The organism is Kitasatospora sp. NPDC059648, assembly GCF_042734825.1.
In the GTDB taxonomy this organism is placed as follows: domain Bacteria; phylum Actinomycetota; class Actinomycetes; order Streptomycetales; family Streptomycetaceae; genus Kitasatospora.
On sequence record NZ_JBHWDU010000045.1, the window covers coordinates 25332 to 37648 of the forward strand.

Sequence of the window (12317 nt, forward strand, 5' to 3'; positions counted from 1 at the left end):
TACTACTGCTACTTCTTCTTGCGCTTCTCCCGAACCCGCACCGAGATCGAGATCGGCGTCCCCACGAACCCGAACTCCTCGCGCAGCCGGCGCTCGATGAAGCGCCGGTAGCCCGCCTCCAGGAAGCCCGAGGCGAACAGCACGAAGCGCGGCGGCCGGATGCCCGCCTGGGTGCCGAACAGGATGCGCGGCTGCTTGCCGCCCCGGATCGGGTGCGGGTGGGCGGCCACCAGCTCGCCGAGGAAGGCGTTCAGGCGCGCGGTCGGGATGCGGGTCTCCCAGCCCTCCAGCGCGGTCTCGATCGCCGGGACGAGCTTCTCCATGTGCCGGCCGGTCTTGGCCGAGACGTTGACGCGCGGGGCCCACTGCACCTGGACGAGGTCGCGCTCGATCTCGCGCTCCAGGTAGTAGCGGCGCTCCTCGTCGAGCTGGTCCCACTTGTTGTAGGCGACGACGACGGCGCGCCCGGCCTCGACGGCCATCGAGATGATCCGGGTGTCCTGCTCGGCGAGGGTCTCACTGGCGTCGATCAGGACGACCGCGACCTCGGCCTTCTCCAGCGCGGCGGAGGTGCGCAGCGAGGCGTAGAAGTCGGCGCCGGCGGTCAGGTGGACCCGACGGCGGATACCGGCGGTGTCCACGAACTTCCAGGTCTTGCCGCCGAGTTCGATCATCTCGTCGACCGGGTCACGGGTGGTGCCGGCCAGCTCGTTGACGACCACCCGCTCCTCGCCGGCGACCTTGTTCAGCAGGCTGGACTTGCCGACGTTGGGCCGGCCGATCAGCGCGATCCGGCGCGGGCCGCCGGGGGCGGCGTCGCCGAAGGTCTGCGGCGGGGCCTCGGGCAGCGCGGCCATGACGGCGTCCAGCAGGTCGCCGGAGCCACGGCCGTGCAGCGCGGAGACGGGGTACGGCTCGCCCAGGCCGAGCGACCACAGGTAGGCGGCCTCGGCCTCGGTGGACGGGCCGTCGACCTTGTTGGCGCACAGGACGGTCGGCTTGCCCGCCCGGCGGATGATCTTGATCAGGGCCTCGTCGGTGTCGGTGGCGCCGACGGTGGCGTCCACGACGAACAGCACCGCGTCGGCCTGCTCGATGCCCAGCTCGGCCTGGGCCGCGACCATGGCGTCGATGCCGAGGACGTCGATCTCCCAGCCGCCGGTGTCGACCACCTTGAAGCGCCGGCCGTTCCAGCTGGCCTCGTAGGTGACCCGGTCGCGGGTGACGCCCGGCTTGTCCTCGACGACGGCCTCGCGGCGGCCGATGATGCGGTTCACCAGCGTCGACTTGCCGACGTTCGGGCGGCCGACGACGGCCAGCACCGGCAGCCGGACGTGCTCGGCGCCGTCCACGCCGTCGAAGCCGTCGAGGTCGAAGCCCTCCTCGGCGGCGAGGGCCATGAACTCGGCGTAGTCGGCGGCGTCCAGCTCACCGGGGCCAGTGGCGGAGTGCTCTGCGGTCATGTTCGTCTGTTCCGTTTCCCGGCCCGGCCCTTCCCAGGGGCGCGCCGTGCGTACCTGCCCCGAGGGGGCAGCGCGATGGTTTCCGCCGCGGCGCCTCGCCGGCCCGCGGTTCGTTCAATGGTCGCCTGACCAGCCGAGTCATCCAACCAGCTGTTCAGACCGACGACAGTCCCGCCCGCTCCTCCACCAGCGCGGCGATCCGGTCGATCACCTGCTCCAGGGTGAGCTCGCTGGTGTCCACCAGCACGGCGTCCGCGGCCTGGGCCAGCGGAGCCGTCTCGCGCGAGGAGTCGGCGGCGTCGCGGCGGGCGAGGTCGGCGGCCATCGCGGTGATGGTCGCCTCGTCCACTCCCTTGGCGCGCAGCTCGGCCGCCCGGCGCTCGGCCCGGGCCGCCTCGGAGGCGGTCAGGAACACCTTGACGGTGGCCTGCGGGAACACCACGGTCCCCATGTCCCGGCCCTCGGCGACGATGCCGCGCTCGGCGATCTCGGCGCAGCCGCGCTGCAGCTCGACCAGCCGGGCCCGCACCGCCGGCACCGCGGCCACGGCGCTGACCTGCGAGGTCACCTCGGGACCCCGGATCGGGCCGGAGACGTCCCGGCCGTCCACGGTGATGGTCGGACCGTCGGCGTCCGTACCGGACACGATCACGGGCTTGCCGCATGCGACGGCCACCGCCTCCGCGTCGGTCACGTCGACGTCGTTGGCCAGCATCCACCAGGTCATCGCCCGGTACATGGCGCCGGTGTCCAGGAAGCTCAGGCCCAGCCGGGCGGCGACCGCCCGCGAGACGGTCGACTTGCCGGAGCCGGAGGGTCCGTCGATGGCGACGACGACCGGGGCGTACGCTCGGTCGGCAGTGTCCACGGGGCGAACCTCTCTCTGAGCATGGAAGCCGGCGCCTGCGCGGGCGGACGGCCGGGGATTGTCTCCCTCAAGGTTAATGGACCGCCGCCCGACCCCGTCCCGCCCCCGTCCCGCCCCTGTCCCGCCCCCCTTCCGGCCCGGTCAGCGCAGGGACATCGCCGCAGGGACATCGGCGCAGGACCGTCACCGCAGGGCCGCCACCGCAGGGCCGTCACCGCACCTCACCACTGCGACGTCCGCGCCAACGCGCTCGCCAGATCGGGCCCGAGCGAGAGCTCCCGCTGCGCGAGGCCGTCGGGAAACAGCATCCCCGCGTACCAGTCGTCGTCGTCCGCACACCGGAGGAGGTAGAAGACCGAGAAGCGGACGACGGCCACCGCCCTGCCCAGCGGCTCACCGCCCCCGTCCACGACGCGAACGCCGTCCGTGCTCACCGGCCTGGCCCACTCCGACCCGCTGACCTCCCGCACCCGCTCGATCGTCCACCCCTCCGGCAACTGCGCCGCCGCCAGCTCCGCCTGCTCGGCCGCCGGGTCCAGGGCTTCCCGCACGACCTCCAGCACCGCGTTCCCCAGCCGGGGCCGCACGTACTCGCCGTCCCGCTCGATCCCGAGCACCCCGCCCACGAAGGCCGTCCGACTGGTCCCGGCCGGCGTCCGCCACTCGAAGGGCACCTTCGAGACGTGCGACGGGAAGGCGTTCTCCTCGAACCGCACCCGCCCGTCCCGCCAGCGGAAGTCCGTGCGCGGCTCCGGCCCCGAGAGCGTCTGGGTGTGGGCGAAGAAGGCGGTGATCCACCCGGAGACGAAGTCCCCGCCGGACTCCGAGTCCCACTTGTACAGCGAGCGCCAGAACTCCTCGTCCACCGGTCCGCCCGCCGCCGTCGCCGCGATCTCCGCCAGCACCCGGTGCAACTCGGCGAACCACGGCCCGAGCGGCTCGAACCAGCCCGCGAGCTCCCCGACCCGCGCCTCCAGCAGCGCCCAGTCCTCGGCCGTGCCCTCCAGCCGGACCTTCGGGATGCCGCAGCGGGTCTCCCAGCGGAAGTCGTAGTACGGGCTGACCACGTCCATCAGCGCCACCAGCGCCGAGGCCTCGTCGTCCGGCGTCGTGGTGGAGAAGCCCGGCCGGAACAGCTCCACCAGCTCGGCGCCCAGCGCCGCCGTCAGCGGCTCCCGGACCAGCCGCAGCGACCGCCCCCAGTCGGCGTCCGCGTCGACTCCGCCCGCCGCTCCGGCCGGTGTGTCGTCCCGCACGGTGAGCACCCGTTCCCGGCCCGCCGCGGCGAACAGCGCCCGGTAGCGCGGCGGGTACATCCGTACGTGCACCGTGACCTCGTGCACCACGCGTACCAGAGCACGTCCGGCGACAGGCTCAGCGGCAGGTGATCCGCGAAGGCCGCGTGGCCCGCAGCAGCAGACTGCAGGTCGGCTCCGGCTCGACGCGCTCCCAATCGTCGGGCTGCGGATCGTCGAGCTGCGGGCGGACCGGCCGGGGCGGCTCGACCATCGCCGTCACAGTGCGGTGGCGGATCAGGAACTCCCCGCCCGCCACCGCCCGCAGGAACCGCTCGTTCCCGAGGTCCACCGGCTCACCGGCCGAACCCCGCCGGGTCTCCCCCAGCGGCAGTTCGACGATCACTCCCGCTCCCCCTCCCCACCCGCCCCCGGCGGCTACGAATGCGCCTTCCCCCGCCGGCCGTCAGTCCCGAACGCTCCAGCCGCCCGCGCGCAGCGCCGCCGTCAGCCGCTTGACCGACATCGGCGCGACCGACAGCTGGACGAAGCCGACCTGCTGCCCGTCCGAGTGCTCGATGAGGACGTCCTCGATGTTGACCCCGGCCTCGCCGACCTCCCCGAACAGCCGGCCCAGCTCGCCCGGCTGGTCCCCGAGCACCACCGCGACGGTCTCGTACCGGGTGGGCGGGGCGCCGTGCTTGCCGGGGATGCGGGCCTGGCCGGTGTTGCCGCGCCGCATGACCGCCTCGATGCCCTCGGCACCGGCCCGGCGCTCGCCCTCCTCCTCGGCCGCCAGGGCACGCAGCGCGATGACGGTCTCACCGAGGTCGCCGGCGACCTCCTCCAGCACGTCCGCGACCGCGCCCGCGTTGGCGGACAGGATGTCGACCCACATCGCCGGGTTGGAGGCGGCGATCCGGGTCACGTCGCGCACGCCCTGGCCGGAGAGCCTTATGGCCGTCTCGTCCGCGTTCTCCAGCCGGGCCGCGACCAATGAGGAGACCAGCTGCGGGGCGTGCGAGACCAGGGCCACGGCCCGGTCGTGCGCGTCCGCGTCCATCACGATCGGCACCGCTCCGCACAGCGCGACGAGCTCCAGCGCGGCGTTGAGCGTGTCGGTGTCGGTGTCGGCGGTCGGGGTGAGCACCCAGGGACGGCCCTCGAACAGGTCGGCGCGGGCGGCCAGCGGCCCGGAGCGCTCGCGGCCGGCCATCGGGTGACTACCGATGTAGTGGACGGTGTCCAGGCCGAGGGCGGCGATCTCACTTCGTGGGCCGGACTTCACGCTGGCCACGTCGGTGTACCAGTGCGCCAGGTTGCGGCGCTGGCAGTCCGCGAGCACCTTGCCGACCAGGGCCGGCGGGACGGCGATGATCGCCAGGTCGACCGGCCCCTCGGCCGGTTCGGTGATGCCTGCGCCGAGCGACTCGGCGGTGCGGGCGGCGTCCGGGTCGGCGTCCTCCAGATGGACGGTCAGCCCGCGTGCGGCCAGGGCCAGGGCTGCGGAGGTGCCGATCAGTCCGGTGCCGACGACGACGGCAGTGCGCATGGCGGGTGGCTCTCCTCGATCACGGTTCTCGACTGGACGGTTCTCGCTGGCGGTGCTCAACAGGTGCCACGGTCCCAACGGGTGCCGCACCGCCAGAACCGGCCGGGAGCACCCGCGCCCCATCCTCCCATCCGACGGCCCGCGAAAACCCCTGACCCCGCCAACCCCACCAACCCCGGGCCCCACCAGCCGATCGCGCCCGGGCCCCGGCACCCCCGGCGCCCCCCGGCAACCATCACGCCCCCGCCCTCGTCCCCTACGGTGCACACGCCGCGCCCCGGGAAATCCGGCGACGCCCGGCCCCGAGCGGGGCACACTGGCCGCCGGGGGGCGGCGGGGCGAGCCGCGGCACACCGGACGCGAACGAAGGGGTTGCGCATGGACGATCAGCACAGCAGTCACACCGGGCCGACCGAACCGCCGACCGTACCGGCCCACCCGTCGGTCCTGGACTCCGTCGTGGTGTACGCCGAGGGCGCGGTGTGCCGCCGCCGGGCCACCGTCCCGGTCCCTCCCGGCGGACGGCTGCGGCTGACCGGCCTGCCCGGCTCGCTGGACGCCGACTCGCTGCGCGCCCGAGTGCTCGCCGGCCCGGTCGGCACGGCGGTCGTCGAGGCCCGTCTGGAGACCGTCGCCGAGCTCCACGATTCCGACGAACTACCGCGGATGCGCCGTGAGTTGGACGAGGCCATGGAGCGCCAGGGCGCACTGAACGAGCGCCACCGGGTGGTCCGGACCGCGATCGCCGAGACCGCCGCGCTGCGCGCCGTCCCGCCCCAGCGCCGCCGCGACGAACCGCTGCGCCGCACCCCCGCCGACGCCTGGCTGGAACTCGCCGACTTCGTCGACGAGCGGCTGGCCCGCCTCCAGGAGCGCGCCGAGCAGCTCACCCGGGAAATCGAACTCGCGGAACACGAACGCCAGTTGGCCGCCGACCGACTGGAGCGCGCGTCCACCGCCGGGCGGACGGAGCCGGTCCAGGCCACCGACACCGTGGTGCTCACCCTGGCCACCGGAACCCGAGCCGACCCCGAGGGCACCGAACAGCCCGGACCGGCCACGCAGGTGGAACTGGAGCTGGAGTACGGCGTCCCCGCCGCCCGCTGGGTGCCCGCCTACCGCCTCAGCCACCGCACCGGCGCCGACACCGCCCACCTGGTCCTGCGCGCCGCCGTCGCCCAGCACACCGGCGAGGACTGGACCGGCGTACGGCTCGCCCTGTCCACCGCCGACCTGGAGCGCCGCACCGACCTGCCCCGGCTGTCCTCGCTGCGGATCGGCCGCAGCCAGCCGGCCCCGCCGCCCTCCGGCTGGCGCGAGCCCCCGGCCGGCCTGTCCGACCTCTTCACCGGCTACGACGCGGCCGCCGCCGACCGACCCGTCACCCCCCGCCCCGGCACCCCGATCCCGGTCGCCGCCTTCGGTCCCGAGCCCGCCGTGTTCGCCGGGCCCGCCGAGCCCGCCGAGCGCCGCCGCAGGCCCCAGGCCGGAGGCGCCCGGCCCGCCGCCAGCGCCGACCTCGGCCCGGACGAGGCGGCACCGGCCGGCCCGCCCGTCGGCGGATCGCTCGGCGTCCGGGAGCCGGTCCCCATGCCCCCACCGCCAGGCTTCGCCGGCTACGGCGCCCCACCCGCCGCGAGCGCCCCCGCACCCGCACCGACCGCAACCACACCGACCGCCCCCGCACCCCAGGCCCCCGGCAGCGCCCCCGTGCCCCAGTCCTTCGGCGGCGCCCCGCCGCAGAAGGCCCTCCGCCGCGCCGCCATCCCGCCCGCGGCCACCGGCCTCGCCCCCGACGCCGTCCTGCTCGACTACCCCGGCCTCCGGCTGGCCGGCCCCGACGACCCCACCGACCGCCGCGGCACCCTGCGCCCCGACCCGGCCCGGGTCGAGCGCGCCGAGCTGGAACGCTTCCTCCCCGGCGGCCCCGGCGGCGCCCGGCTGCGCGACCTCCCGCTCCCCCGCCACGCCGTCCCACCCCGCCGGTCGGCCGGCTCCTTCGACCACCGTTTCGACGCCGCCGCCCCCGCCGACATCCCCTCCGACGGCACCTGGCACTCCGTCACGGTCGACGAGATCCCGCTCTCCGTCAGCCCCGAGTACGTCACCGTCCCCGCCGTCGAGCAGAAGGTGTACGCGACCCTGGTGCTCGCCAACCGCACCGACCGCGCCGTGCTGGCGGGCCCGGTCGAGGTCACCGTGGACGACGAGTTCCTGCTCACCGCCGCCCTGCCCACCCTCGCCCCCGGCGAGACCCGACACCTGGGCATCGGCGTGACCGAGAGCATCGAGGTGGCGCGCCGCACCGAGCTGCACGAGTCCGCCACGGGCATGCTGAAGGGCAACAGCACGGTGCTCGACCACCGGGTGCACGTCCAGCTCGCCAACCGGCTCGGCCGCGCCGTCACGGTCGAGGTCCGCGAACGCGTGCCGCTCGCCTCCGACGCCGAGATCCGGATCGAGGAGCGCGCCGACTGGCACGCGCCGGCCGTCCCCAGCCCGGAGTGCCCGCCCGGCACCCGGCTCTGGCGGATCGAACTGCCGCCGGGCGGCCGCACCGAGCTGGACGGCGGTTACCAGATCAAGATCCCGGCCGGAAAGGCCATCGTCGGCGGAAACCGGAGGAACTGACAACAGATGACCGAAGAGACCGTCCCTCTCCCCGTCACCGCCGTCACCTGCCTGGAGGACCGCGCCCAGGTCGAACGCGCGGTGACCGTCGAGCTCGCCGGGGGCGTCCAGCGACTGCGGCTGGGCCCGCTCACCGCCCTCGCCGTCGACCGCACCCTGCGGGCCGAGTCCGCCGCCCCCGGCACCCGGGTGCTGGAGGCCCGGCTGGTGCGCACCTGGACCCCGCGCGCCCCGCTGCCGCCCGGCCCGGAGGACTCCGCGCTGCGCCACCGGCTGCACGAACTGGAGGCCGAGTCCCGGCTGGCGGAGCAGACCCGGGCCCGACTGGAGGCCCGCCTCGCCCTGCTCGCCCAGCTGAGCACCGACCTGCTGCGCGAGGTCGGCGAGGGCGCCGGCGTCGGCGAGATCGAGCGCACCCGCTGGGCCCGCGAGCTGGACCGGGTGGACGCCGAGCGCGAGCGCTACGGCGAGGAGCTGCGCGCCATCCACTCCCGGCTGCGCCGGCTGGACCAGGAACGCTCGCAGGCCCTGCTGGCCCTGGACCGGGCCGAGGAGGAGCCCGCCGAACTGCTCGCCCACCTGGAGCTGACCGTCGAGGCCGAGCGGCCCGGCCCGACCGGGCTGACCGTCCACCACCTGGTGCCCTGCGCCCTGTGGCGCCCGTCCTACCGCGCCACCCTGGACGGCGGCGACCTGCGCCTGGAGTCGGAGGCGGTGGTCTGGCAGCGCACCGGCGAGGACTGGACCGGCGCCCGGCTGACCTTCTCCACCGCCCGGTCCGCCCTGGCCACCGATCCGCCCGCGCTCACCGAGGACCGGCTGACCCTGCGCGAGCGCACCGACGAGGAGCGCCGCACGGTCGAGGTCGAGCTGCGCGAGGAGGAGGTCGGCACCCTCGGCCCGGGCGCCGCCGTCCCCGGTCTGGACGACGGCGGCGAGGTGCGGGTGCTGCCCGCCCCCGCCCCGGCCACCGTCCCCTCCGACGGCCGGGCGCACCGGGTCCCGCTGGGCGCCTTCACCGGCCCGGCGAAGACCGAGTACGCCTGCGCCCCCGAGCTGTCCCCGCTGGTCACCCAGGTGGTCCGGTTCCGCAACGCGGCCGGGCACCCGCTGCTGGCCGGCCCGGTCGAGCTGGTGCGCGGCAGCGGCTTCACCGGGCGCGGAGAGCTGCGCTTCACCGCCGCCGGCGCCGAGGCCGAGCTGTCCTTCGGCGGCACGGACGGCTACCGGGTGGTCCGGGAGACCGACGAGCGCCAGGCCACCGCCGCCCTGAGCGGCCGCCAGACCACCAAGCGCACCGTCCAGGTGCACCTGTCCCGCTTCTCCGGCCCGGAGGAGCGCGACGAGCAGCTGGTCACGGTGCGCGAACGGGTCCCGGTCTCCGAGGTGGCCGCGGTGGAGGTGCGGCTGCGCAAGGAGGAGTGCTCCCCGGCTCCGGACTCCTTCGACGCCGAGGGCATCGTCCGCTGGGACGTCCCGCTCGGTCCGGGCGCCCGACGCAGCCTCACCCTGGTGTACGAGATCTCCGCCTCGGCCAAGGTGGCCGGACTGTGAGGCCCGGCCCCGAGGCCCGGCCCCGCGACCCGGCCGTGAGGCCCGGCTCCCAGTGACGACCGCTCAGGACCGGAATCGGAACCCGAAAGCGGGTACAAAAGGAACATGATCCTCCACCTCGCACCCCTGGACGACTGGCTGTCCGACCCCGGCCGCCCGTACGCCACCGCGTCCCTGCTCACCGACGGGTTCATCCACTGCTCGGCGGACGAGCAGACGGCGCTCGCGGTGGCCAACGCCTTCTTCGCCGACACCCCGGACCCGCTGATGGTGTTGCTGATCGATGAGGCACTGGTGGAGCCGATGGTCAAGTGGGAGGCGCCGCACGGCGCCCCGCCGCCCGGCGCCACCCCCGGGGTCCTGTTCCCGCACATCTACGGCCGGCTGAACCGCACCGCCGTGGTCGGCTTGGAGAAGGTCGAGCGCGGCCCGGACGGCCGCTGGTCCTCCCTCAGCCCCTGGAGCTGAGGAACCACGAGCTGACGAACCCCCGGCCGCTCACAGCCACCCCCGCTCCCGGGCCGCCATCCCGGCCTGGAAGCGGGTGGTGGCGCCCAGTGACCGCATCAGGGCCTGCAGCCGCCGCTGGGTGGTCCGGGCGCTCCAGCCCAGCGAGCGGGCGATCGACTCGTCGGTCAGCCCGGCGGCGAGCAGGCCGAGCAGCTTGCGGTGGTCGGCGTCCGGCTCCGCCGACGCCGCCTCTCCCGTGCCGATCGCGGCCTGCAGCTGTACGGCCCGTTCCCACTCCGCCTCGAACAGCGTGTCCAGCGCCTGGAGCAGCGCCGAGGGGTGGATCACGTAGGCCGCGTCCAGCACGCTGTCGCCGACGCTGATCGGGATGATCGCCATCCGGTCGTCCGAGATGATCATCTTCATCGGCAGCGTAGGCCGCACCCGCGCCTGCTCGCCGTCCGCGACGCCGACCATGATGTTCTTCTCCAGCCGGCCCGGCCAGGCCACCGCGTCCCGGTCGTAGATCGTCCGGAACCTCAGCCCCTCCCGCAGCCGCCGCCGCTGCAGCGGCATCGCCGCCACCGGGTCCTGGATGTACGGCGGGCGGTCGAAGCCGCGCACCTGGTACTGGCTGGTCCCGGTGATGTGCTCCAGCCGCTGGGCGATCGCCTCGCCACCGGTCAGCACCTCCACCGAGTGCGCCGGGTCGGTGTAGCGGGAGGCCTCCCGGAAGGCGTCCATCAGCCGGTGCATCTCGGCCCGGGCGTGCCGCAGTTCGGACTCCCGGTGGCCGATCAGGGTCCCTATCGCGACGTCCGGGGCGACCGGCAGGTAGCGCTCCCGGTCCACCGGCGCCCGGGTGGCCATCCCCTGCTGCGCCAGCCGGTCCAGCGCGCGCACGCACTGCTGGAACGTCAGGGCGCAGCTCTCGGCCAGCTCCTCCGCGGTGGACTGCGGATTGGCCACCAGCGCCGCGTACACCTGCCCGTCCGGCTCGGCCAGTCCCAACGGGCCGAGCGCGTGCCCGGCGGACCGCCCCAGTGCTGCATCGGACACGACGCCGTCTCCCCCTGTTCGCCCCGGAGCACCCCCTCCGACGCCGTGCTGGCGCAGTCCCGCCACTCGGCGGGCCGGTGCTCCGGTGGCCATCCTCGGCCACGGATCATGACGCTGACAAGGCCGTGACCAGCGGTTGCGTCCCGGCTCACAGCCAACGCCGGAGGGTCCCCCGCCACCACGGGCGGGGGACCCTCCGAAGAAGTCCGGGTGAACCGCCGGTTACAGACCGACCTCGCGCATCAGCTGGCCGACCTCCGGGTTGGTCAGCCGGCGCAGCCACCCCGACTTCTGGTCGCCGAGCGCGATCGGACCGAAGTGGGTGCGCACCAGCTTCTCGACCGGGAAGCCGACCTCGGACAGCATCCGGCGGACGATGTGCTTGCGGCCCTCGTGGAGGGTCACCTCGACCAGGTAGTTCTTGCCGACGTTGGAGACGACCTTGAAGCTGTCGGCGCGGGCGTAGCCGTCCTCCAGCTCCACGCCCTGGGCCAGCTGCTTGCCCAGATCGCGCGGGATCGGGCCCTGGATGGCGGCCAGGTAGGTCTTGGTCACGCCGTACTTGGGGTGGGTGAGGCGGTGGGCCAGCTCGCCGTGGTTGGTGAGCAGGATGATGCCCTCGGTCTCGGTGTCCAGCCGGCCGACGTGGAACAGCCGGGTCTCCCGGTTGGTCACGTAGTCGCCCAGGCACTGGCGCCCGTCCGGGTCCTCCATGGTGGAGACCACACCGGCCGGCTTGTTCAGCGCGAAGAACAGGTAGGACTGGGTGGCGACGGTCAGGCCGTCCACCTTGATCTCGTCCTTCTGCGGGTCGACCCGCTTGCCCTGCTCGGTGACCCGCTTGCCGTTGACCTCGACCCGGCCCTGCTCGATCAGCTCCTCGCAGGCGCGCCGGCTGCCGATGCCCGCCCGGGCCAGCACCTTCTGCAGGCGCTCGCCCTCGGGCTCGCCGAAGGTCTTGGGCAGCTTGACGGCCGGCTTGTCGTGCCGGGCGAGGACGGCGTCCTCGATCCTGGCCTGCAGCTCCCGCGAGCGCTGCGGCTGGCGGCGCGGGTCGCCCGGGGCGCCCTGGCCCTCCCGGCGCGGGCGCGGGGCCGGACCGGGGCGACGGCCGGCGAAGCCGCCGCGCGCCGGGGTGGCGTTGGGGCCGCCGCCGTACTCGGGGCGGTCGTACTTGCGCTCCTCGGGCCGCAGCGGGCGGTCCGGGTAGCGGCGGTCGTCGCGCCGGTCGTCCCGGCGGCCGCCGTCCCGCCCGTACGAGCCGCCGCGCGAACCCGAGCCCGAGCCCGAGCCGCCGCCGTACGAGCCGCCGCGACCGCTGCCGCCGCCGTACGAACCGCCGCGCGAGCCCGACCCCGAGCCGCCGCGACCGCTGCCGCTGCCGCCGCCGTAGGAGCCGCCCCGGCCCCCGCCCTGTCCGCCGCGACCGCTGCCGCCGCCGCTGCCGTTCCTGCCGTTGCCACTGCTACGCATCAAAGTGTCCGTACGTCGTTCCGTCTGGGATG

The 12317-nt window shown here is 74.8% G+C and carries 10 protein-coding genes; 3 read left to right on the forward strand and 7 right to left on the reverse strand.

Features of this window, described 5'->3' with window-relative positions; all coding sequences use genetic code 11:
• Positions 1-8 precede the first annotated feature (8 nt).
• The 5 genes from der to ACFV1W_RS24435 form a co-directional block, all read right to left on the reverse strand.
• A complete protein-coding gene (gene der / locus ACFV1W_RS24415; protein WP_380419352.1) occupies positions 9-1463 on the reverse strand; it encodes a ribosome biogenesis GTPase Der in 1455 nt (484 codons plus the stop codon).
• 154 nt (positions 1464-1617) lie between these two features.
• Positions 1618-2331 carry a (d)CMP kinase gene (cmk, locus tag ACFV1W_RS24420; protein WP_380419353.1) on the reverse strand — a complete coding sequence of 238 codons (714 nt, stop codon included), beginning with the start codon at positions 2329-2331 and terminating at the stop codon, positions 1618-1620.
• Between the two features lie 221 nt (positions 2332-2552).
• Entirely contained in the window at positions 2553-3674 is a 1122-nt protein-coding gene (locus ACFV1W_RS24425) for a DUF4419 domain-containing protein (RefSeq protein ID WP_380419354.1), read from the reverse strand.
• Positions 3675-3705: 31 nt separating this feature from the next.
• The gene (locus ACFV1W_RS24430; protein ID WP_380419355.1) at positions 3706-3972 is read right to left on the reverse strand and encodes a hypothetical protein; all 267 of its coding nucleotides are present in this window, start codon (positions 3970-3972) and stop codon (positions 3706-3708) included.
• A 60-nt stretch (positions 3973-4032) separates the two neighbouring features.
• Positions 4033-5118 (reverse strand): prephenate dehydrogenase, encoded by a 1086-nt coding sequence (locus ACFV1W_RS24435; RefSeq protein ID WP_380419356.1) that lies wholly within the window; start codon positions 5116-5118, stop codon positions 4033-4035.
• 378 nt (positions 5119-5496) lie between these two features.
• On the opposite strand from ACFV1W_RS24435, the gene ACFV1W_RS24440 reads away from it, so the two are divergent.
• From ACFV1W_RS24440 to ACFV1W_RS24450, 3 genes are all read left to right on the forward strand, one after another.
• On the forward strand, positions 5497-7749 hold the full coding sequence (locus ACFV1W_RS24440; RefSeq protein ID WP_380419357.1) for a mucoidy inhibitor MuiA family protein: 2253 nt from the start codon (positions 5497-5499) through the stop codon (positions 7747-7749).
• A 6-nt stretch (positions 7750-7755) separates the two neighbouring features.
• Positions 7756-9303, forward strand: a complete 1548-nt coding sequence (locus ACFV1W_RS24445) for a mucoidy inhibitor MuiA family protein (protein WP_380419358.1) — start codon at positions 7756-7758, stop codon at positions 9301-9303.
• Between the two features lie 105 nt (positions 9304-9408).
• On the forward strand, positions 9409-9771 hold the full coding sequence (locus tag ACFV1W_RS24450) for a DUF952 domain-containing protein (protein ID WP_380419359.1): 363 nt from the start codon (positions 9409-9411) through the stop codon (positions 9769-9771).
• A 30-nt stretch (positions 9772-9801) separates the two neighbouring features.
• Here the strand turns inward: ACFV1W_RS24450 and ACFV1W_RS24455 are convergent, their stop codons facing one another.
• Both ACFV1W_RS24455 and ACFV1W_RS24460 read right to left on the reverse strand, forming a co-directional pair.
• Entirely contained in the window at positions 9802-10812 is a 1011-nt protein-coding gene (locus ACFV1W_RS24455; RefSeq protein WP_380419360.1) for a helix-turn-helix domain-containing protein, read from the reverse strand.
• A gap of 222 nt (positions 10813-11034) precedes the next feature.
• A complete protein-coding gene (locus ACFV1W_RS24460; RefSeq protein ID WP_380419361.1) occupies positions 11035-12285 on the reverse strand; it encodes a pseudouridine synthase in 1251 nt (416 codons plus the stop codon).
• Between the last annotated feature and the right edge of the window lie 32 nt (positions 12286-12317).

What these genes read in the sequence shown, in the direction of transcription:
- der (WP_380419352.1), bottom strand. Translation starts at nt 1,463, where the DNA reads ATGACCGCAGAGCACTCCGCCACTGGCCCCGGTGAGCTGGACGCCGCC.
- ACFV1W_RS24435 (WP_380419356.1), bottom strand. Translation starts at nt 5,118, where the DNA reads ATGCGCACTGCCGTCGTCGTCGGCACCGGACTGATCGGCACCTCCGCA.
- ACFV1W_RS24440 (WP_380419357.1), top strand. Translation starts at nt 5,497, where the DNA reads ATGGACGATCAGCACAGCAGTCACACCGGGCCGACCGAACCGCCGACC.
- ACFV1W_RS24445 (WP_380419358.1), top strand. Translation starts at nt 7,756, where the DNA reads ATGACCGAAGAGACCGTCCCTCTCCCCGTCACCGCCGTCACCTGCCTG.
- ACFV1W_RS24450 (WP_380419359.1), top strand. Translation starts at nt 9,409, where the DNA reads ATGATCCTCCACCTCGCACCCCTGGACGACTGGCTGTCCGACCCCGGC.
- ACFV1W_RS24460 (WP_380419361.1), bottom strand. Translation starts at nt 12,285, where the DNA reads ATGCGTAGCAGTGGCAACGGCAGGAACGGCAGCGGCGGCGGCAGCGGT.